The 22,058-nt window shown below is 64.9% G+C and carries 16 protein-coding genes and 1 pseudogene; 4 read left to right on the plus strand and 13 right to left on the minus strand.

Annotated features, from left to right (window positions below; genetic code table 11):
* Positions 1-8: 8 nt before the first annotated feature.
* The gene (leuD, locus tag QD208_RS10205; RefSeq protein WP_279836728.1) at positions 9-662 is read right to left on the minus strand and encodes a 3-isopropylmalate dehydratase small subunit; all 654 of its coding nucleotides are present in this window, start codon (positions 660-662) and stop codon (positions 9-11) included.
* 11 nt (positions 663-673) lie between these two features.
* Positions 674-2,125 carry a 3-isopropylmalate dehydratase large subunit gene (gene leuC, locus QD208_RS10210; RefSeq protein WP_043335560.1) on the minus strand — a complete coding sequence of 484 codons (1,452 nt, stop codon included), beginning with the start codon at positions 2,123-2,125 and terminating at the stop codon, positions 674-676.
* A 359-nt stretch (positions 2,126-2,484) separates the two neighbouring features.
* Here leuC and QD208_RS10215 point away from each other — a divergent pair, with 359 nt between their 5' ends.
* Positions 2,485-3,375, plus strand: coding sequence for a LysR family transcriptional regulator (locus QD208_RS10215; RefSeq protein WP_054554935.1), 891 nt, complete (start codon positions 2,485-2,487; stop codon positions 3,373-3,375).
* 1,126 nt (positions 3,376-4,501) lie between these two features.
* On the opposite strand, the pseudogene phaC reads toward QD208_RS10215, so the two are convergent.
* From phaC to prmB, 5 genes and pseudogenes are all read right to left on the minus strand, one after another.
* Positions 4,502-6,265: pseudogene (phaC, locus tag QD208_RS10220) on the minus strand (class I poly(R)-hydroxyalkanoic acid synthase); the annotation flags it as partial.
* A 576-nt stretch (positions 6,266-6,841) separates the two neighbouring features.
* Positions 6,842-7,294, minus strand: coding sequence for a phasin family protein (locus QD208_RS10225; protein ID WP_213113862.1), 453 nt, complete (start codon positions 7,292-7,294; stop codon positions 6,842-6,844).
* A gap of 220 nt (positions 7,295-7,514) precedes the next feature.
* The gene (locus QD208_RS10230; RefSeq protein ID WP_279836729.1) at positions 7,515-8,057 is read right to left on the minus strand and encodes a DUF6489 family protein; all 543 of its coding nucleotides are present in this window, start codon (positions 8,055-8,057) and stop codon (positions 7,515-7,517) included.
* A 237-nt stretch (positions 8,058-8,294) separates the two neighbouring features.
* Positions 8,295-9,386, minus strand: coding sequence for a chorismate synthase (gene aroC / locus QD208_RS10235; protein ID WP_279836730.1), 1,092 nt, complete (start codon positions 9,384-9,386; stop codon positions 8,295-8,297).
* Between the two features lie 167 nt (positions 9,387-9,553).
* Positions 9,554-10,516 (minus strand): 50S ribosomal protein L3 N(5)-glutamine methyltransferase, encoded by a 963-nt coding sequence (gene prmB, locus QD208_RS10240; protein ID WP_043335549.1) that lies wholly within the window; start codon positions 10,514-10,516, stop codon positions 9,554-9,556.
* Between the two features lie 254 nt (positions 10,517-10,770).
* Between prmB and QD208_RS10245 the strand changes: the two genes are divergently transcribed.
* Positions 10,771-11,376 (plus strand): Smr/MutS family protein, encoded by a 606-nt coding sequence (locus QD208_RS10245; protein WP_131431499.1) that lies wholly within the window; start codon positions 10,771-10,773, stop codon positions 11,374-11,376.
* Between the two features lie 188 nt (positions 11,377-11,564).
* On the plus strand, positions 11,565-12,407 hold the full coding sequence (locus QD208_RS10250) for a transporter substrate-binding domain-containing protein (RefSeq protein ID WP_279836731.1): 843 nt from the start codon (positions 11,565-11,567) through the stop codon (positions 12,405-12,407).
* A gap of 156 nt (positions 12,408-12,563) precedes the next feature.
* Here QD208_RS10250 and QD208_RS10255 read toward each other — a convergent pair whose 3' ends face one another.
* From QD208_RS10255 to QD208_RS10280, 6 genes are all read right to left on the minus strand, one after another.
* Positions 12,564-13,730, minus strand: a complete 1,167-nt coding sequence (locus QD208_RS10255) for a patatin-like phospholipase family protein (RefSeq protein WP_279836732.1) — start codon at positions 13,728-13,730, stop codon at positions 12,564-12,566.
* A 58-nt stretch (positions 13,731-13,788) separates the two neighbouring features.
* Positions 13,789-14,757 carry an alpha/beta fold hydrolase gene (locus tag QD208_RS10260; protein ID WP_279836733.1) on the minus strand — a complete coding sequence of 323 codons (969 nt, stop codon included), beginning with the start codon at positions 14,755-14,757 and terminating at the stop codon, positions 13,789-13,791.
* Positions 14,754-15,728: an alpha/beta hydrolase gene (locus tag QD208_RS10265; RefSeq protein WP_279836734.1), complete on the minus strand. Its 975-nt coding sequence runs from the start codon at positions 15,726-15,728 to the stop codon at positions 14,754-14,756. Before QD208_RS10265 ends, QD208_RS10260 begins: the two co-directional genes overlap by 4 nt.
* A 126-nt stretch (positions 15,729-15,854) precedes the next feature.
* Positions 15,855-17,201: a hypothetical protein gene (locus QD208_RS10270; RefSeq protein ID WP_279836735.1), complete on the minus strand. Its 1,347-nt coding sequence runs from the start codon at positions 17,199-17,201 to the stop codon at positions 15,855-15,857.
* Positions 17,201-19,993, minus strand: a complete 2,793-nt coding sequence (locus tag QD208_RS10275) for a GldG family protein (protein WP_279836736.1) — start codon at positions 19,991-19,993, stop codon at positions 17,201-17,203. The genes QD208_RS10270 and QD208_RS10275 overlap by 1 nt, the downstream gene beginning before the upstream one ends.
* Positions 19,990-21,261: an ABC transporter ATP-binding protein gene (locus tag QD208_RS10280; RefSeq protein ID WP_279836737.1), complete on the minus strand. Its 1,272-nt coding sequence runs from the start codon at positions 21,259-21,261 to the stop codon at positions 19,990-19,992. The genes QD208_RS10275 and QD208_RS10280 overlap by 4 nt, the downstream gene beginning before the upstream one ends.
* 537 nt (positions 21,262-21,798) lie before the next feature.
* Between QD208_RS10280 and QD208_RS10285 the strand changes: the two genes are divergently transcribed.
* Positions 21,799-21,930 carry a hypothetical protein gene (locus QD208_RS10285; RefSeq protein ID WP_263643036.1) on the plus strand — a complete coding sequence of 44 codons (132 nt, stop codon included), beginning with the start codon at positions 21,799-21,801 and terminating at the stop codon, positions 21,928-21,930.
* Positions 21,931-22,058 lie beyond the last annotated feature (128 nt).

A 22,058-nucleotide genomic window follows, 5' to 3' on the forward strand; every position in this document is an offset into this window, starting at 1 on the left:
TGGCCAGATCAGGCCATCTTGCCGTCGCGGAACAGCCACGGACGCTCGGTGCGATGGCGCTTCTCGAAGCTGTCGATGGCGTCCTGGTCCTTGAGGGTCAGACCGATATCGTCCAGGCCTTCCATCAGGCAATGCTTGCGGAAGCTGTCGACCTCGAAGGGAATCGACTCACCGGACGGCGTGATGACCGCCTGTGCCTCGAGGTCGATATCCAGACGATACCCTTCCACCGCCTCGGCTTCCTTGAACAGACGGTCCACCGTGTCCTCGTCGAGGGTAATCAACAACAGGCCGTTCTTGAACGAGTTGTTGTAGAAGATATCGGCGAAGCTCGGCGCGATGACCACGCGGAAGCCGAAGTCGGTCAGTGCCCAGGGCGCGTGTTCACGCGAGGAACCACAACCGAAGTTGCGACGCGCCAGCAATACGCTGGCACCCGCGTAACGCGGCTGGTTGAGCACGAAATCCGGATTCAGCTGACGCTTGCTGATGTCCTGACCGATATAGCCCTCATCGAGATAACGCAGCTCATCGAAGAGGTTCGGCCCGAAGCCGGTGCGCTTGATCGACTTCAGAAACTGCTTCGGGATGATCAGGTCAGTATCGACGTTGGCGCGATCAAGCGGTGCCACGAGGCCCTGCTGGCGAATGAACTTTTCCATGTCGGGCCTCCTCAGGCGACTTGAGTGTTGTTGGTAGGGATGGGGGCAAAGTCACGAACATCAACGAAGTGACCCGCAATCGCGGCAGCGGCGGCCATGGCCGGGCTGACGAGGTGCGTACGCCCACCGAAGCCCTGACGGCCTTCGAAGTTGCGGTTGGAGGTGGACGCGCAATGCTCACCGGCGCCCAGCTTGTCGGCGTTCATCGCCAGACACATGGAGCAGCCCGGCTCACGCCATTCAAAGCCCGCCGCGAGGAAGATCTCGTGCAGCCCTTCCGCTTCCGCCTGCGCCTTCACCAGGCCAGAGCCCGGCACCACCATCGCCTGCTTGAGGCTCTTGGCGACCGTGCGGCCTTCGGCCACGCGCGCCGCTTCACGCAAATCCTCGATACGCGAGTTGGTGCAGGAACCGATGAACACGCGGTCCAGCTTGATGTCGGTGATCTTCTGCTGAGCGCTGAGGCCCATGTACTCGAGCGCACGGGTGATGCCACGCGCTTCGGTGTCATCGCTGGCCGCAGCCGGGTCCGGCACCACGCCATTGACGCTGGTAACCTGCTCCGGACTGGTGCCCCAGGTGACCTGCGGCGCGATGTCTTCGGCCTTGAGCACCACGACCTTGTCGAATTCGGCGTCCGCATCGGAGACCAGATTGCGCCAGTCGGCGACGGCCGCTTCCCACTGCTGGGCGTTCGGCGCATAGGGGCGCTCGTAGAGATAGTCGATGGTGATGTCATCGACACCGACCAGACCGACCCGCGCACCGGCTTCGATCGCCATGTTGCAGATGGTCATGCGGCCTTCCATGGAGATGTCCTGGATGGCAGAGCCGCCGAATTCGATGGCGTAGCCGGTACCGCCGGCGGTACCGATCTCACCGATGATGGCGAGCACGACATCCTTGGCGGTGACGCCAGTGCCGAGACGACCATCGACGCGCACCAGCATGTTCTTCATCTTGCGCTGGATCAGGCACTGGGTGGCGAGCACGTGCTCGACCTCGGAGGTGCCGATCCCGTGGGCCAGTGCCGCGAAGGCACCGTGGGTCGCGGTGTGGGAATCGCCACACACCACGGTCATGCCCGGCAGAGTCGCGCCCTGCTCCGGCCCGACCACGTGCACGATGCCCTGACGCGCATCATTGATGGTGAACTGCTCGATGTTGAAGCTGTTGCAGTTGTCGTCGAGGGTCTGCACCTGGATGCGTGAGGTCTCGTCCTCGATGCCCGCGATACCCGCAGCACGCTCCTTGAGAGACGTCGGCACGTTGTGGTCCGGCGTTGCCAGGTTGGCATCCAGACGCCACGGCTTGCGACCGGCCAGACGCAGCCCTTCGAATGCCTGCGGCGACGTGACTTCGTGCAGCAGGTGACGGTCGATGTAGATGAGTGCAGTACCGTCTTCGCGTTGCTTGACCAGGTGCTGATCCCACAACTTGTCATAAAGGGTCTGGCTAGCCATGTCGTGTCTCCTCGTGGCGCCTTACGGTAAGAGCGCGCTTGCTGCCTCGGGGCTCGTAACGGCCCCTTGATGAGGGTGTGTCGTCCAGTGTTGATGGCGGGGCGGTCGTGCGAGCCCGTGGATAGTGACCACTTGCTTGCAGGCTCCAGCATCGCCGCCGCGTCCTGTGCCATCAAGAGTACTCGGCGACAATGAATAAAAGCAATTCATGTTTTTCATGCTTTGGATTCCCAAAAGGAATACCATTACTCATCAGGTCTTGATCAGGAGTGCATCCGCCTGCGCCGGCATCGATCGCCCCGCTTGACGCTCCCCTGAATGTCTCTCTGAATGCCCTCATGACAGGATAGCTGCCCCACATGGACACACCCTCTCTGCAGGCCTTCGTCGCCGTCGCCGAAACCGCCTCCTTCTCGCTTGCCGCCGAGCAGCTGCACCTCACCCAGCCGGCCGTTTCCAAGCGCATCGCCCAGCTGGAGCAACTGCATGGCGCACGGCTGTTCGATCGCATCGGACGGCGTGTCTCGCTGACCGAGGCCGGCAATATCCTGCTGCCCCGTGCCCGCGCCATCCTGGTGATGCACGACGACACCCGGCGTGCGCTGCGCAATCTGTCCGGCGAGGTAAAAGGCAGCCTGACGATGGCCACCAGCCACCATGTGGGCCTGCACCGGCTGCCGCCGCTGCTCAAGGCCTTCACCATGGCCCACCCCGAGGTGCGCATGGACATGCGCTTTCTGGATTCGGAACAGGCCTATCAGGGCGTACTGGATGGGGAGCTGGAACTGGCCGTCGTCACCCTGGCACCGCATCGCGATCCCAATCTGACGGTAGTGCCGGTGTGGCTGGATGAGATGCGCTTCGTGTGCGGACGTGATCACCCGCTGGCAGGTCACAAAGCGTTGCCGCTGGCCGCCCTCTCACAGCACGACGCCGTGCTGCCGGGCCACCTGACCTTTACGCGTGGCATCGTCATCGACACCTTCGCGCGTGACGGCCTCTCGGTGGAAGTCTCGATGTCCACCAACTACCTCGAGACCCTCAAGATGATGGTCGCCATCGGTCTGGGCTGGAGCGTCCTGCCGGAAAGCATGATCGACGACGAGATCGAGATCCTGCCCATCGACCACCGCCCCATCGAACGCCAGCTCGGCTACCTCTATCACAACAACCGCACCCTCTCGAACGCCGCCAGCGCGATGATCGAACTGCTGGAAGGCGCAAGGGATGCGGCGTCGAGAAACCTCTAGCGCACTCGAAAGTCCCGCATGGAAATACAGCCTGAACGCACAACGCCAGCCCCGAAGGGCTGGCGTTGCGGTTCTGACTCACTGCTTGTGGCGCCGCGGATCAACTCTTGTCGCTATCCTTGGCATTGCCAGACGCGCCATCCGTCTTGCTTGCCGCAGGCTTGACATCGTCCTTCTTCGCCTCTTCCGCTGCCTTGGCGGAGGCGGCCTTGCTGGCGTTGGAGGAGCGGCCACGGCGCGGCTTGGGCGCTTCGCTGCCGGTGTCGCTCTTGGCGGTGGTAGTGGAAGCACCAGAACTTGAAGTGTTCGAGCGGGAAGCCCCCTGACTGGAAGCCCCGGTGCTGCTAGCCGTCTTGGCAGTGCTCGCGCTTCCCGTCGAGCTGGCGGTGCTCTTGCTCGCCGTAGTCTTGCTGGCAGTGCTCTTGCGCGTCGTCGCGGGCTTCGTAGCGCTGGAGCCTGCCGCGCTGGAACCCGAAGCCGTGGAAGAAGTGCTGCTGCTCGAGGTGCCGGATGCAGACGGCTTGCTGTCAGAGGCTGACGTGCTCGCAGTCGTCTTGGCCGCCGTTGTCTTGTTGGCGGTGGCCGTCTTGCTGGCAGCCGTCTTGCGTGGCGTGGAGGCCTTTCTCGCCGTGGTGGTCTTGGTCGCTGAGCTACCGGTGCTGCTGGCAGCCGTGCTCGCAGCGCTCGGTTTTGCCGTGCTCTGTTTGGTAGTGCTGTCGCTGGCCGTGCTGCTGGTGGTCGTTGCGCTCTTGGCAGCTGTGCTCTTGGCAGCTGTGCTCTTGGCAGCTGTGCTCTTGGGTGCAGCACGCTTGCGCGCGGCGGGCTTGCTTGCCGGCGTAGCCGACTCAGCGGCTGGCGACCCAGCGGCTGATGCGGCCTTGGAAGCGGCAGGCCTGGTGCTCGCACCTTGCGCCCTGGAGGCGCTGGATGAGCTGTTGCCCGCCGTGTCGCCGGCATCATTGGCGGCCTTGCCGGTGACGGCTTCGGTCATCGCGGTCATGGCCTCTTCCAGCGGCAGCGTCACCTGCTTGAGCGCTTCATTCACGCTCTTCTCGACCGTCTGCTGCACATCACGCACGGCCTTGAGCTGCGCATCCGCCACGCTGGTGATCTCTTCCGGCACGCTCTGCCCCAGCACTTCCGGAATGGTCTGGCGCGCATAACGCCCCGGCGCCGCTTCGATCACGTCGAGCTTGCCCTCACCCGGCGTGCGCGCAGAGACTTCCGGTTCCGGCTCCACGAAGCCATTGCCGGTCATCCACGCCTGCCAGTCATTCCACCAGGAGCCTTCGTGCTGCTCGGTGCCCTCGAGCCATTCATCCGGCGTTGCCGGCAGGCTGTCATTGGTGGCGTAGCCGTACTTGTTCTTGTGCGGCGGATTGACGATACCCGCGATATGACCAGAGCCACCGAGCACGAAGCGCTTGATGGAGGCCTTGGGCAGCTGGGTACCGTTGTAGGTGGTCTGCCACTTGGCGATGTGGTCCTCGCGCGCGGAGACCCAATAGCTCGGTGTCTCGATCTGTGAGAGATCGATCGGCACGCCGTCCAGCTCGATGCCGCCGGGCTGCACCAGGCGGTTTTCCAGATACATGTGACGCAAGTACCAGGCATGGGTACCGGCCGGCAGGTTGGTGCCGTCGGTGTTCCAGTACAGCAGGTCGAACGCGGTCGGCGCTTCGCCCTTGAGATAGTTGGAGACGTAGAACGACCAGAACAGGTCATTCTCGCGCAGCAGATTGAAGGAGAACGCCATCACGCGGCCATCCAGATAGCCGTCCTGCGCCATCTGCTTCTCGAGGCCCTGCAGCACCGGCTCGTTGAGGAAGACACCGATCTCACCGGGATCGGAGAAGTCCTGCAGCGTGGCCATGTAGCTGACCGAGCGCACGCGGTCGGACTGCTTCTCGGCCGCCAGATAGGCCATGGTGCTGGCCGTCAGCGTGCCGCCGATGCAGTAGGACAGGATGTTGACCTGCTTCTCGCCGGTGGCCTGCTCGATGGCATCCATCGCGGCCAGCGGGCCCATCTGCATGTAATCGGCCCAGGTGAGATCACTCTGCTCGGGCCCCGGATTGCGCCAGGAGATCAGGAACACGGTGTGCCCCTGCTCCACCAGCCAGCGCATCATCGAATTGTCCTGACGCAGATCGAGAATGTAGTACTTGTTGATCCACGGCGGCACGACCAGCAACGGGGTGCTGAAGGCCTTCTCGGTAGCCGGACGATACTGGATCAGCTGGATCAGCTCATTCTCGAAGACCACGTCACCCGGCGTGACGGCGATGTTGTCGCCGAGACGGAAGGCTTCGGTGTCGGTCATCGCGACATTGATGCCTTCGGCGGAGTTGGCCAGGTCATCGCGCAGACGCTTCAGACCGTCGAGCAGGTTCTGGCCGCCGGTCTCGCGGGTCACGCGCTGCACTTCCGGGTTGGTGGAGGCGAAGTTGGAGGGCGAGAAGGCGCTGACGTACTGGCGTGCGTAGAACTCGAGATTGCGCTTCTGGCTCTCCGGCAGGCCTTGAATGCCGGCCAGCATGTCGTCCACGGCGCGCGAGAACAGCAGGTATTGCTGCACGAGGAAGTGGTAATAGGGCTCGCTCTGCCAGGCCTCATCGCGGAAGCGACGGTCAGAGCGCGCGGGCGTGATCACCGGCTCGACGCTCTCGCCATTCAGCTCGCGCAACGTGCCCTGCAACAGGGCCATCTGGTCCTGGAAGAGGCGAGTCTGGGTCGACATCAACAGTTGCGGGTCACGTGCCAGGGCCTCGGCCCCCGCCTGGAAGCAACGACCCATCTCGTCATAGATGGTGGAAGCGGCAGCGCTGGGCCATAGGCGCTCCAGCATGTCACTCATCAAGGCTTGATACTGGGCACTGGCCTGCTGCATCACGCTGGCCCACTCCGTGCCTTCAGCACCGTCGGGGAACAGACTGGTAAAGGCCTGAGAGAATGTCTGCGAGAACGCCTGCTGCTGGGCTGAGTCCATATCGCCCTTCCTCCTTGTCATTGACCATCACGTCATTGGCTATCGAAGCTTGGCTGCCGAACGTCTGCCGGCGGCACGATTTCATCGAATCGAATCCTTCCTGACCACTGAGCAGTGCCATGCCGTCTCTCATGAGACGGGCGCCTTCACTGGCGACGGACACTGCTTTTCAGACTGTTTTTGAAGACCGTTTCACAAGACGGGTTGAAGACCGTTTCATGGCTGATTTCAGGGTGCTGCAGGCGAGCATGCCAAGGCAAGCAAAGTGCGCTGTCAGCTAAAATGCGCTGTCAGTTGGAATGGTCTGCCTCCTGCAGGTCTGCTTTCCGTCGGATTCGCGCGCGGCAAATACGAGAGCAAAACAGCCTGTGTGCCAGCGTGCTCATCTCCAGCATGCGCCTTCCAGCACGGCAGGGGCAATGCCTGAAAACGGCAAAAAAAAGGCTGGCGCAAGCGCCAGCCTTTTCGGGGTATACCTTAGTTCTGCTTGGCGCGGCTTGTCGCGGCAGCCGGCTTGCTGCTGGCAGCGGAGGATGCCTTGTCCTCTGCTGCTGAAGCGGCTTTCTCTGTGGCAGCGGACGCCTTGTCGGTGGCTTCCTTGCCAGCGTCAGAGTAGGCCTGTTCGAGCTGGGCGCGCATTTCGTTGCCCATCTCGGCCAGCTTCAGGGAATCATCCATCATCTGCTGAGACAGCTCGGTCGCCACTTCCAGCTGGCGGTTGCTGAACTCGCTGAACTCTTCCATACCCTTGATTTCAGTGGCAGCACGCGCACGCTCAAGACCAGTCTCGGTATAGCGCTTGGCGGCGTCCATCTGATAATCGGCAATCTTGCCCATATGGTCGAGCATCAGAGTGTTGAGCTTGCGCATCGGCTGGTAGAAGCTGCGGGCTTGCTCGGCAAAGGCGTTGAACATCTGATCCTGCTGCATGACGGTTCCTCCCATGGATTCCGTACCGGGACAGCGCGCAGAAGTCTCTGCGCCACCTGTGGAGCACAGCAATATGCTGCACTGCACAAAGACTAGTCTGCTCCTCAGGTGGTTGCAATCCCATGACAGAAAACTGTCAAAGGACATTTTCTGTCATGGGATTGGCCGGGCATGCCTCACATCGCTGTCAGCCAGTAGCGTTCTTCGCGCCTGCCGGTCATCAACTGCGCTTGGCGCGTGAGCGCGCACTGGCCGCGGAGGCCGGTTTCGCATCGTCTGCCCGGTTGGCGCTTTGCTCTGCCTTCAGATCCGCGCCTTGATCACCACTGGGCCCCGAACTCCTGCGCGAGGCAGACTCCGGCTTGTCAGCCTCCTTGCCTTCCGCGCCGCCCTGACCGAACTGCTGCAGGGTATCCAGCATCATCTTCTGGTACTGATTGAAGGCGGCCATGCCCTGGGCCATGCTCTCGCCCATGTCGCCGGGCATGCCGCCCGCTGCGCCCTGCCCGGCATTGCCAGCGCCAGACGCGCCGCCCATCATCCCCTCGGCCATGCCTGGCGGCATGAACTTGGCAAACGGCGTGCCCGCGCCCGGTGCCATCAATGGCTTGAGCAGACTCATGGGGTCGTAGCCTTCAACACCCGCCTCCATCTGGCGACGAAAGCGCTCCATCAATTCCTGCTGGAAGGCTTCCACGTCCGGCAGGCCCATCGCCTGGCGAAATTCCTGCGGCGTGAGGTCGAATTCGACATTGATCTTCATGGCAGATTCCTTGTGTTGTCTGCCCGCGCACGGCGTGGTGCGCGAGTCCGCTGGCATGCATGCCATTCGAGTCTAGCAGCGAGAATGACACGGGGGCAGCCTGCTACTTACGTCTTTTCTTATTTACTTTCCGCAAGCCAGCCCACAACGCAAGACGCCCCAGCCACGAAGGATGCTGGGCATCACTCCATGGCTGGGGCGTGTCTTTTTTACAAATTCAGCAACGCCGCAAGCGGCTTACACCTCGCGCAGTACCGGCGTGTCGACCTTGACGTCGGCGTTCTGACCGCGATGGCGCAGCAGGTGGTCCATCAGCGTCAGCGCGACCATCGCCTCGGCGATCGGCGTGGCGCGGATACCGACACACGGATCATGACGGCCGGTGGTGATCACCTCGACCGCCTCGCCGTTGACATCGATGCTGCGACCCAGCAATCGCAGGCTGGAGGTCGGCTTGAGGGCGATGCTGGCACGGATGGTCTGGCCGCTGGTGATGCCGCCCAGAATGCCGCCGGCATGATTGGAGAGGAAGCCTTCCGGCGTCATCTCGTCACGGTGCTCGGTGCCCTTCTGGCTGACCACGGCGAAACCGTCACCGATCTCGACGCCCTTGACGGCATTGATGCTCATCAGGCCATGCGCGAGTTCGGCATCGATGCGATCGAAGATCGGCTCACCCAGGCCGACCGGCACGCCAGTCGCCTCGACGGTGACCTTGGCCCCCACGGAATCGCCTTCCTTGCGCAGGGCGTCCATGTACTGCTCCAGCTCCTCGAGGCGGTCGGCATCGCCACAGAAGAACGGGTTGGTGTCGACCAGCGACCAGTCCTTGACCTCAAGCTCGATGGGACCGAGCTGGGACAGGTAGCCACGCACCTGCACGCCCAGGCCCGCCAGATACTTCTTGGCGATGGCACCGGCGGCGACACGCATCGCGGTCTCACGGGCCGAACTGCGGCCGCCGCCACGGTAGTCACGCTCACCGTACTTGTGGTGATAGGTGTAGTCGGCGTGGGCCGGGCGGAACTGGTCCTTGATCTTGCCGTAGTCCTTGGAGCGCTGATCGGTGTTCTCGATCATCAGGCCGATGGCCGTGCCGGTGGTGCGGCCCTCGAACACGCCCGAGAGAATGCGCACCTGGTCCGGCTCGCGACGCTGGGTGGTGTGGCGCGAGGTGCCGGGACGGCGGCGGTCCAGATCGATCTGCAGATCCGCTTCGCTGATCTCGATGCCCGGCGGGCAACCATCGATGATGGCGCCCAGTGCCGGGCCGTGGCTTTCGCCGAAGGTGGTGACGGTGAACAGCTTGCCGAAGGTATTTCCGGACATTCAGGGGGTCCTCAGGCGATGCCGCCGGTCATGGCCGACGGCGTTCTGATAATAGTTGTCGTAAGCGTTGCAGCGCCTGGCGGCCTGCGCCCGTGCTTCTGTCGAATCCCGCCAGCTCAGGCACCCGCCAGCTCAAGCGAAATCCGCCGGGTCAGGCGCCCGCCAGCTCAAGCGAATTCGGGCGCGCAGACTTCCAGCGTCTGGGCATCGATGGCGAAGACGCCGTTGCCGCCGCGCTCGAACTCCAGCCACATGAAGGGCACTTCCGGGAAGGCTTCCATCAGGTGGCGCTCGGAGTTGCCGACCTCGACGATCAAGACGCCGTCGTCGGTCAGGTAGTCACGCGCCTCGCGCAGGATACGGCGCACGATATCCAGGCCGTCGTCACCGGCGCCCAGCGCCAGCGCCGGCTCATGGCCGAATTCCTGCGGCATGTTGGAGAGATCGAAGGTATCCACGTAGGGCGGATTGGAGACGATCAGGTCATAGCGCTTGCCCGCCACGCCCGCGAAGAGGTCCGACTGCACCGCGATGACACGCCCTGCCACGTCGTGGCGTTCGATGTTGCGACGCGCGACTTCCAGCGCCTCGCTGCTGATATCGACCAGATCGACCTCGGCGGTCGGCATCACCAGCGCGGTGGCGATACCGATGCAGCCGGAGCCGGTGCACATGTCCAGCACGCGAGTCGGCGGCAGTTCCGGGAACCAGGCCGAGAAACCGCTCTCGATCAGCTCGGCGATCGGCGAGCGCGGAATCAGCACACGCTCATCGACATCGAAGGGCACGCCGGTGAAGAAGGCCTCGCCGAGCAGATACGGCAGCGGCTTGCGGGTGGTGATGCGCTCACGCACCAGCGCCACGATGCGCGCTCGCTCCATGGTCAGAAGGCGCGCGTCGATCACGGCGGGGTCCGTGTCCCATGGCAGATGCAGCGCACCCAGCACCAGCGCCACCGCTTCGTCCCAGGCAGAATCGGTGCCATGGGCGAAGTGCAGGCGATGCGCGTGGAACTCACTGGTCGCCCAGCGGATCAGGTCGCGCAGGGTCACCAGCTCCTCGACGAGACGGGAGTCCGGCTCACTGAGACTGGAAGGATGGCGCAGGTCGGACGCGGAAGATGTGGACACGGTGATTCCTGTAAGCGGACAGATGGACAACGAGCGCCGCCAGTCGTGTGGTGTCGGTGGCGTCTCGCGCAGGCATTGTAGCGTTCACGAGGCGTGGCGGCGACCCTTGGCATGCCTTGATGGCGCGCCTGCCGCTTTTGTCTTCGCAAGCGACAACCGCCTGTCTTCGAAAGTGGCAACTGCCTGTCTTCGACAGCGACAACAGCCGCGCTATACTGCGCGACTTGCCATTTTATTGCCCGCGGAGCCCGGCCATGCCACCCAACCACGACGACAGCTCGGATACCGGCGACGACTTCAACGCCTTCCGTGCCGCCCTCAAGCAGGCCGGCGTACGCAAGATCACCACCAACCGCGCCGACCCCGGCCGCAAGCCCGTCGACAAGGAAGAGCAGGCGCGTCTGGCGGCGCGCCGCGCTGCCGCCAGTGAAGCCTCGACCGACACGCTCGGCACGCCATCGCGCACCACCGATGGTCAGGTCGAGCCGGTCACGCCCAGCCAGCTGCTCGACTTCGCGGTGCCCGATCTCCCCTACCGCCAGCGTCAGCGTCTCAAGCGCGGCGAGATCGCCTGGGAGGCGGGCCTCGACCTGCACGGCTATACGCTGGAGCAGGCCCGCATCGAGCTTGAGTCCTTCATCGACGATGCCATCGCCCGTCGCTCACGCTGCGTGCTGGTGGTGCATGGCAAGGCATGGACCGGCATGGCCGATCACCCCATCATCAAGAGCCACGTCAATGCCTGGCTGCGCCAATGGCCTGACGTGCTGGCCTTTACCTCTTCACTGGAGCTGGATGGCGGCAGCGGCGCAGTCTATGTCCTGCTGCGCAGCAAGGGCCGTGACCCGCTGCTCGACTGAGCGAATCCCGCGCTCGCCACACCGCCGAGACATTGACGATCCGAGCACCTGAATAGCCGAGCACTTGAATAGCGAGCACCTGAATAGCCGTGTACTTGAATAACTGAGTGCTTGAATAGCCGAGCACTCGAGTAGCAGAGGCAGGCCTCACGCCGAGCCTGCCGCCATAACGACAAGGGAACACCCTGATGACACCCAACGCTGAACAGCCAATGCGCACCTCTTCACGCCGCGCCCTTTCCGCTGCCATTCTCGGCGGTGCGACCGCCGCTGGCCTGTCGCTGGCCTTCGCCATGCCGGCCGCCGCCAGCGATGCACTGTCCGACAGCACCCTTTCGCGTGTGCAACAAGGCCAGGTGCTGAAGGTCTGCACTACCGGTGACTATGCGCCCTTCAGCCACCGTGAAGACAATGGCGACTTCGAAGGCATCGACATCGACATGGCCGCCTCACTGGCCAAGAGCCTGGGCGCCACGGTACAGACCGTGCCGACCAGCTGGCCGACACTGATGGAAGACTTCACCTCCGGCAAGTGCGATATCGCCATGTCCGGCATCTCGGTCAAGCTGGACCGTCAGGCTCAGGCCTACTTCAGCCAGCCGTACCAGACCGGCGGCAAGACGCCCATCGTGCGCTGCGAGGACGTCGACAAGTACCAGACCGTCGCGCAGATCAATCAGCCCAGCGTGCGCATCACCGTCAATCCGGGCGGCACCAACGAGCGCTTCGCCAATGAATTCCTGAGCGATGCCACGCGCGTCGCGCACAATGACAACCGCACCATCTTCAACAACATCATCGAAGACCGTGCCGATGTGATGGTCACCGACGCCATCGAGACCCAGCTGCAGGCCAGCCGTCATCCGGAGCTGTGCAGCGTGCATCCTGATGCGCCGTTCACCTTCTCCCAGAAGGGCTATCTGCTGCCGCTGGGCGACAATATCTGGAAGGCCTACGTCGATCAGTGGCTGACCCAGATACAGGGCACCGGTGAGCAGGCCGCCATCTTCGACAAGTGGATCAACGGCTGAGGCGACGCTTCGCTCAGGCTCCGGTCACACGCTCTGCAATGAAGAGCCCTGTATTGAAGAGCCCTGTATTGAAGAGCACTGTATTGAAGAGCACCGTAACGAAAAGCCCCCGCCGATTGGCGGGGGCTTTTTCATTAAAGGACAACTCACGACAGGCTAGCCGTCGCTGCCCTTCTCGTAGCGATCCAGCGCTTCGGCGGCCAGGTGCCGGCCCAGCTTGATCAGGCCTGCGGCGCGGTGAAATTCATAGGCGCCACACACCGTCTTGGGAATCTCGACCAGGATATCCGGTGGATAGCCGGCGATCTTGTACTTGGCCAGCGTTGCCTGGGTGATATCGAAGGAGCGCATCATCATGTCCAGCTTGCCCCAGGCAAGCTCCGGCGCGTTATCATCGACCCGCTCAGGCTCAGCTGCGGACGGCGGCTGCTTGCCCTGGGTAACAGCGCCGGCGTCTGCCTGCGGCTCTGCCAACGCTTCTGACCCCGGCGCTGGCTCGGCATCGCTGCTTTTCAGTGCCTCGAACTTCAGGCGCGAGGCATCACCCGGCGGCAGCGGGACACCGCCGACCGGACTGGCAAATGCCATGCCCTGCTGGTCCTCCAACGCCTGCTCCTTTTCGGCAGAGAAGATGCGCTCGGCCCCGCGACGCACTCCCCGCAGCCAGTCACTGAAACCACCGCCGCGCGCTTCCAGGGCGGCTTCGCGCGCCTCTTCCTCGGCGGCATCGGCCGGTGGCAGCATCTGCTCCAGTGTCTGGTTGCGCGGCGAATGCGCCGTGGCGTTGACCGCCAGCACCAGGTCAACGTGGGCGGCGACCAGCGGCGTGATCGGCAAGGGATTCATCAGGCCGCCATCCACCAGCACCTTGCGGTCGCGTTGCACCGGCGTGATCACCCCGGGCACCGCGATGGAGGCCCGAATCGCCTCGAGCAGATTGCCGCTCTGGAACCAGACCTCCTTCTGGGCGATCAGGTCGGTGGCGACGGTGGTGACCGCAATCGGCAGATCCTCGATGCGCGTGTCGCCGATCAGGGCTTCCAGCTCATCCATGATGCGGCGCGCGCGGATGGCGCCCATCGGGCTCCAGGTGACGTCCACCAGCCGCAGCACGTCGAAGTAATCCAGCTCACAGACCCAGTCGCGATAGGCATCCAGCTTGCCGGCGGCATGGATACCCCCGACCAGTGCGCCCATCGAGCAGCCCGAAATGGCGCGAATGTCGTAACCGCGCGCCAGCACTTCCTCGATGACGCCGATATGGGCATAGCCTCGGGCCCCGCCACTCCCCAGTGCCAGGGCGATGGTCTTGCGCTTGGCCATGGCATGTCTCCCGCTGCAGATGATGAAAGATGAACGGACGCGGCACGCGGTGCATCGCTCAGTGCGAGCTGATCCACTCGACGATGGCATCGGCGACCGCCGCCACATGCGGCGGCTCCAGATGCAGGTGGTGGCCACCCGGCAAGACGCGACGCTCGAGCCTCTTCACGGCATCACGCGCCTGCTGCGCCTCGTGCCTTATGGTCAGGATACCCTGCTCGCCCTCGATCAGCAGTACCGGTTGGGTCAACGCCGCCAATAACGCCAGCACCTGCTCCGGGGTGTAGCGCATCAGTGAAGGCCGCAGCAGGCGGCGGTCACTTCTCAGCCGCAGGCCACCGTCTTCCAGCACCTCGAGGTTGCGCTCGACGATCGGCCGCGCCGTGTCGGCATCGATCGGCGTGACACCTCCCGCGACCCGCGCCGCCACGGCGTCCTCGACATGACGATAATGGGCACGTCGCGTGGCGGCGCGTCTGACCGGCTGCGCGTGGCGTGCCAGCAATCCGCGGCGCAGCTGATCGACCACCTCCGAGGCTGGCGTGGCAAGTGCGCCGATGCCATCGATCAGCACCAGTCGCGCGATATATTCCGGCAGCGCCGCAGCCACCTGCCCCGACACCGCCGCCCCCAGCGAGTGCGCCATCACCGTGACCGGCGCGCGCGGCAGCCCCTCGTCATACAGGCCTTCCAGCGCCTCGATCACATCGTGGCAGTAATCCCACACCGCATAATCACCGTGCTCACCCAGCGGGCTCGAGTGCCCGTGACCGACCATGTCGATGGCGATGAGGCGAATGCCCAGCCGTTCACACAACAGCGGTGCCAGGCGGCTGAAACTGGCGGCATTGTCGAGCCAGCCATGCAGCGCCAGCCACGTCGGTGCCTGCTCGGCGTGCTCGGCAGGCGCCCACTCCAGGGCCGCCAATTCTCCGCCTGTGCGCCGTGGGTAGCGACGCTCACGCAGCGAGACGTTGGCGCTCAGGGGAGCCTCTGCGATGTCTTGAACGGTTTGATCAGTGCTCATGCTTGCCTCCCGGCCAGCAGGCCTGGCGGCAGTACATCCGGCGGCGCAAGGTCGGCGATGGCCGCCAGCAGCGCGGCGCGCGTCTCTTGTGGGTATTCAAAGGGGTACATATGTCCTCCCCGGACATGCTCCACCGTCAGCCCGGCGCGGCGCAGGCGTGCCTGACGCGCCGGCGTGAGCAGATCAGACTGGGCGCCGGCCAGAATCCTGACCGGCACCGCCAGCTTCGCCGGCGAGCCTGACAGGTGATCGCTGAGGTGGCGGAAGATCTCGACCTCGTGACGGGTATCGAAGCTCAATGACAGGCTGCCATCTGCGTGACGATGGGTGGCGTTGTCGACGTAGTCGTCCAGCGCCTCTGGCGTGAAATTGGCGAACAGCGAACGACGGCGCAGGTAATCCTGCATGGCCTGACGGGAGTCCCAGCGCGCGCGACGCCCGCGGGTGCGGCCTGCCGGCGTGACACGATCAATGAAGCCGAAGCGCTTGGCGACCTTCATGCCCAGCGCATCACGGCCCAGCATCAACGGCGGGTCGAGCAGCACGAGGCAGTGGAAGCGTTCCGGCTGCTTGAGCGCCGCCATGTAATTGACGATGCCTCCCAGCGAATGCCCGACTCCGATCACCTTGCGTCCGGTGCCGCCCGCCGCGGGCAACGGCCCCAGCGCGGCGTCCAGACACGCCAGCCACTCATCACGCAGCGAGATCAGATTGTTGCCGACCGGATAGGCAGGGTCGTGCGCCAGTCGGTCCACCGCTAGCAGATTGAAGTGCTCGGCCAGCGGCGCCAGCAGGCTCTTGTAGCAGGCACCGGTGAAGCCATTGGCATGCGCGAAGGCCAGCACCGGGCGCTCGGTGTCGGTATTCAGGCCGGCCGGGTCAGCGTCGCCCTGCTTGGACAAGGCCTGTTCGGACAAGGCACGTTCGGACAAGTCCTGCCCGGGCCGGGGTTGCCGTGAGGTGGCATTCATCGCAAGGTCTCCTTACCACGGGCCGTCGTCCCTGACGCGCCCAGACAAACGGTTGTTTAAATATAGTCAACAGCATGCCAGCCCCGCCCCATGGGCGCTACTCCTCCCTTTGGCCCATGGAGCACCTCACTCTCCTTCCATGCCCGCCGGCACCAGCGCAGCGGCTGTTTCCGTACTGGGCTCGGCTGCTTCCGCCTCAGGCAACGCCAAGGCACGACTGACCGCCAGCGCCGCCTGAACCGCGACAGCCGTGAGCTCAACGGGCTCGTCTTGCAACGCCCTCGCGCCCAATGCCAGCAGATGATCGCGCAGCGCGCCATTGACCTGTATCTCGACGGCATTCAAGCGCGCGACCAGTTCAGGTGGCCACCCCTTGCCGGAGAGCGTCAGCCGCGCCCAGGGCTTGCTGCCCGCGGCGATGGCCAGCACCAGCTGGGTGCGATCATTGAGCTGCTCATGCTGACGGTAATAGAGCGAGGGGCGCGACCAGTTGAGGGTCAGCGTCACGGCGGGCTGCCAGGCGTCTGGCTGGGCTGCGCCGCTTTCAGGCGTGGAGGCACGGGGGCGCAGGTCATTCTGCGTCAGCGGCGACAGCGCAGCGAGAATCTCATGGGCAGCGTCGCTGTCAGGTGCCAGGCCTCGCACCAGCGGCGCTTGCCGTGCTGAGGCGTCTTGAGCAGACGCCGCCAGCGAGATGTCCATGCGACTCAGCGGCTTGTACACCGCGGCGTCACTGCGTAGCTGGGTGACGTCCAGCACCTCGCTGGGCGCCATGCCGCCGCGCCAATCCGGCAACCCGATATCGCGTGTCAGCTCCCAGAGCGGCGCGCCATTCACGCCAGCCAAAGAGTGGGAGCCTTGCACGTTCGCATTCGAGGGCGCCGGCACCCACCGCACGTAGCGCCCCGCCAATTCAGCACTGCCCGCACCGCTCAGCTGCGTTGCCGCCGCGGGCCTGGCGCCCAGTTGCAGACTCACCTGAGCGCCATTGCCCTTCACGCTCAGCAGCGGTGACTGCGCGCTGAAGCCCAGCGCCTCAAGTGCCTTGTCCGTGGGCGGCTTGCGCGTGCGCAGTTGCGCCTCGCCCAGCTGACTCACCAGCGCCTCCACCTTGCCCTGACGGGCAGGCCAGCCGGCCAATGATGTGATCTGCCAGTCGCCTGCGGGCCCACGCGCCAGACTCAACCAGTCCTGGCTGGCCTCTGTGCCACGTCGAATGCCGATACGCTGTGCCGAGGCGGCCACCTGCGACAGCAGCGGCAAGGGCTGCAAGACGCCTGACTGACCCGCGGTCACTGTCGTCAGCGCCTGGCTCATCAACGAATCACTTTGCCACTGGGCTAAGTCTGTCCCGCCCGTGGCGGCGCCTGAGCGCAGCGATTCCAGCAGTGACGGCCCTGCGGTGAGCGCCGTCACCGCGGCCACGGAAACCAGCGCCGTCAGTGCCCATCCCGTCCGATTGAAGCGCCCCATCAATCACCTCCCGACTGGGTAGTATCGCTCGGTCTTGTCTTGCCTGAAGCCGCCTTGCCTGAAGCTGCCTTGCCTGAAGCGGCATTGCCTGCGGCTGACTTGCCCGAGCCTGTCGAAGCGCTTGTGGCGGCGTCACTCGCGGAGCGGGCGCTGTGCTGTGCATTGCGCTGCTCATTGCGCTGCTCATTGCGCTGTTCCTTGCGCTGTACATCTCGTTCTGCGTTGCGCTTCCCGCTGGGCTGACCGTGGCCCGACAGACGCCCTGTCGACTGATAGCCCGCGCGACGGCTGGCGCGATAGCGGCGCCAGCAGATCAGCTCGCCAAGCAGGCTCAATGCCACCGGCAAGGCCAGCAGCGTCCACAGGCGCAGCTCGCGGCGCAGGGCATCACGCTCGGCATTCGCCTCACGCTGCTGACGTGACAGCGCGTCCTCGAAGTCATGCTGCATCGCCGCAAGGGCGTCGCTTTGCTGCGCGGCTTCGGCCTTGCCAGACACCGGCGTCGCGCCGAGCGCACTCAGACGCGTCTGCCAGTCATTGCGCAGCCGGGTCTCCTCGGCGGCCTGACGATCGGCCAGTTGATGCAGACGCGTCAGCTCGCGCACCTGATGGGCACGCGCGCGCAGGGCGACCAGCTCTGGGCTGCCCGCCAGCAGGTCCACGGCATTTTCCAGCCAGCGCGCATTGGCATTGAGGGCCTGCTCGCTGCCATCCGCTGCCGTGCGCCGCCACAGACGGTCACTGGCCATGTCGACATCGCTGACCACCAGCAACTGGCCACCCTTGGCGCCCGCTGTCGGCCATTGCGCCAGCACGGCCAGCCCGCCAGCCGGCGGTGTTTCCCCTGCCAGCCCCGACAGCGGACGCGGGTCCATGCGGCTGTCGTGGACACGCGCCGCCGGAATCAGGCGCGCCTCATCACTGCCACGAATCAGCCACTGTAACGGCGCGCCTTGCGCCCCTGGGCCTTTCGATGATGCTTGTGCTGGATCAGACAGCGGCGCCAACCAGCCCGCACTGGACATCACCAGTTGCTCGACATTGAGGTTGAGCGCGGCGTCCGATAGCTGTGCGGCACCTAGCCCGAGCAACGTCGGACTCAGCGCACGCGTGCCATCCAGCAAGCCGATCGGCAAGGCCAGCTGCGCATCCGCCACCACCTCGCCCGCGCGCGATTCAAGCCCGGCGCGCGCCAGCAATGTCGTGAGCGCCTCGGAAGCCGGCGCCGGCTGATCGAGCATTTCGGGCAGCGGGTCCACCAGCATCAACACCCGGCCGCCACGCTCGAGATAGGCCGTGATGGCCTCCAGCGTCTTGACCGGCAACAGCCGCGGCGCGATCACCAGCAACGCATCCTGATCGGCGATCGGGCGCGCGGCATCATCACCGGCCGACAGCCAGTCGATGCGCAGACGTGCATTGAGATGTTCCATCAGGCCCCAGCTGCCCAGCGCTCTGCCCTGCTCCAGACTGGGTTGGCCCATCACCGGCAAACGCGAGACGACACCCAGGCGCGGCGGTTCGGTGCGCGAGACCTCCTGGATCTGGCGTGTCACCTGCGCTTCCAGCCCGCCGATATCCGCCGCCTTGAGCAGCGGAATGGCGCGGCGTTCGGCGTAGGGGCCATCCACCACCAGCCCGAACAGCATCTCTTCGCCGCCCGGCAATGACAGTGCGGTCAGGCCCTGCGCTTCGAGATCCGCGAAGTCGGCACTGCCCGGCGCAGGGTCGACGCGCTTGAAACGTATCTGCGGCTCACGCGCGAAGGCGGCCAGACGCGTCTCGACCCGTGTCGCCAGTTCACGCAGCTGCGGCAGATCGGCGGCGAAGCGTTCGCTGTAGGCGAAGGTCAGCGTCACCGGTGCCTCGAGATCATCGAGCACCGCACGACTGGCGGGGCTCAGACTGTGCTGACGCGTGGCGGTCAGATCATGCGCGCGGGTGAGCGGGTTGTGGCCGTCGGCCGTCAGCAGCGGCGGCAGGCGCACGCCGGCCAGCAATAGCGCGGTGACCGCAGCCGCCAGCGCCGCCGTGACCAGCCACTGTGGCGCCTGCTTGCGTGCATGGCGCTCCTGACTGAGGCCGCGCGCCTGCAGCACCAGCCCGGCCAGGGTCAGCAGCAGGAAGTAGCTGGCATCGAGCCAGGTCGGCCGGCCTTCACTGAAAGGCGTCAGATGCGCCGGCAAGCTGATCAGATCGAGCAGCTGCACCCAGTGCGGCGCCAGATGCTGAGCCAGCTGGCTCGTCACCGCGGGTGTGCCTGGCAGCATCAGCGCCAGGCCCAGCACCAGCGCCCCGAGCCACGCCGACAGCGCAGAAGGTGCGCGCACCGCCAGCGCCTGACCGAGACTGGCCAGCGCCATCACCAGCAGCGCCATACCCAGATAGCCGCTGAGCATCAGACCGAGATCCGGCGTGCCGAGCCAATGGATCAGCACCACCAGCGGCGCCGTCATCGCAAGCCCCAGCCAGCCCAGCACGCTGGCACTGATCAGGCGTGCGCTGGCCAGTCGCCACGACCCCAGCCCGAGGCCGGACAGCCATTCGAGCAGGCCGTTGGCACGCTCTTCCGGCCAGCCACGCAGGGCCAGCAGCGGCGTCCACAGCACCAGCAGCCAGGGCAACACCTGCCACAGCGAGCCAAGATCGGCGCGATCACGTGCCAGCAGATCGCCCACCTCGAAGGCCCCCAGCGGGGCCAGCACCGCCATCACCACCAGCAGCGACCAGCTGGCACCCTGCGTCAGTGCCTGATGCAGGTCACGGCGGACCAGCGCGAGAACGGCCCTCATGACGACACCTCCTGATCTGCGCGCGGTGTCTGCTTGCGCATCGGCAGCGGCGAGGGCTGCTCCGCCATGCGCGTCACCAGCTGGCGGAACGCGACCTCGATATCACCCCGTTCGTGGACGCATTCATCGAGGCGGATTTCCATGTAGCTGCACCAGCGTGCCAGCGCGGGGCGCGGGTCCTGGTGGAGACGCCCGGCCAGACGCAGCACGGCGCCGGTCGAGACCACCAGCGGCGACTTGTCACGCGCCATGGCATCGCCGGGCTTGACGGGCGTGATGGCCGCCACGCCCGGCAGACGCGAGACACTGGCCAGCTCGCGCACGCTCAGGGCCCGGCTCAGCGTCACTCGCCATACCGGCAGGCTGGAACTCGCGCCATACCCCGCGCCATAGCGCGAACGGCTGCCGCCCAGAATGCCTTCGCTGACGGAGGTCGCTGCCAGCGCCTCCGGCGTATCATCAAAGCCCAGCTGGCCATTGGCCATGACCAGTACGCGGTCACAGATGCGAGGCACTTCCTCCAGCAGATGGGTGGAGACGATGATCAGTCGCTCGCGACCCAGCTCACGAATGAAGGCGCGCACGCTGTCCTTCTGCAGCGGGTCCAGCCCATCGGTGGGCTCATCGAGCAGCAGGATGTCCGGATCATGGGTCAACGCCATCGCCAGCGCCACACGACGACGATAGCCTTTGGATAACACAGCGCACAATTGATTGGCGAAAGGCGTGATATCCAGGCGATCCATCAATGCCGCAAGGCGATCATTGCGCACCTTGCGCGACAACCCATGCAGACCTGCCACGCACTCGAGGCTCTCGCGCACCGTCAGCTGCGGCCACAGGGGCGCGCCCTCCGGCAGATAGCCGATACGACGCTTGAGGCGGTTGAGCTGGCGCTGACTGGCGCGACCATCGAAGGCTTCGCCTTCCAGCTCCAGCTGGCCCTGGGTGGCGGCGAGCGTGCCCGCCAGCATGCGCAGACTGGTGGTCTTGCCGGCACCATTGGGACCCAGCAGACCGATGACCTCGCCACGCGAGGCCGTGAAGGTCAGCCCGGTGACGGCCTGTTGCTGGCCAAATTGACGCCCGAGCCCACGACTGACCAACAGCGCTGGAGAGGCGGACGGCTCGGCAGACGCGCGCGCGGGAGCTGCAGCAGAGCGAGTTGCCGCAGAGCGAGTCGCTGCAGAGGGCGTCGCGTCAGAGGGCGTCGCGCCAGAGGGAGTCGCATCAGAAGATGACGCAGAGGTCGTGTATGGGTCCTGCAAGATACCCGCTCCTTGTACTTTTCTTGATAGGGGCAATGCGCTGCCGGGGCTGATGGTTCCGGCAGGTGATCATGAGGCCGGAAGATAACCGTGGCCCCGGCAGTTAACCGTGACAGATGACAATGCAGCGCACAGGGTAAGCGGACAGCCTGCGCTCGCCAAGCAGGAGTGCGCGCACAGTCGCCACTCGCGCGGTTATGGCGTCTATTCCGCCCTTTGCCGGCCCTCAAGGCAGATCTCGGCGCCTGCATTCTCGATCACTACGCCCGCCCGCGCCCCTGGTTGGCAGCATGCGATCAACGCGACCTGATACCAGAGCTGATAGCGGAACTAGCACCGGGGCTGATGCCCGAGCTGAACGACTATCCCTAAGTCTAAGGAAAGCCTGATATGCTGGGCGGATGACAGGCACGCGCTGTTGTCAGAGCGCCTTGCTGGCCGGCCGTCTGCCCGCCAGAGCCTTCACACGTTGAGCCTTCTCCCGCTGAGCCTTCATTCGCTGAGCCAATATTTCACCTTGCTGGACAGGACCCCTCGATGCCCAAGCATGACAAGCAGTCCGCCACCTCCTCGCCGTCTTCCAGGCCGCGTCGCGATACCCGCCTGCGCAACGGCCTGTTCTGGGCCTTGCTGGCAGCGGCCTTGATCACGGGTTTCTGGCTGGCCTGAGCCAGGCCGCCGCGGCAGTTCACGACGGGACTGACACGACAGTTCGCAACGGGCCGCCGCGGTCGCGCGACGCTCGTCAGGCGCTGACCAAAAGCCTCACCAGACAGACCGCAACACTCACAGGACAA

Source organism: Cobetia sp. 29-18-1, assembly GCF_029846405.1.
In the GTDB taxonomy this organism is placed as follows: Bacteria; Pseudomonadota; Gammaproteobacteria; order Pseudomonadales; family Halomonadaceae; genus Cobetia; species Cobetia amphilecti.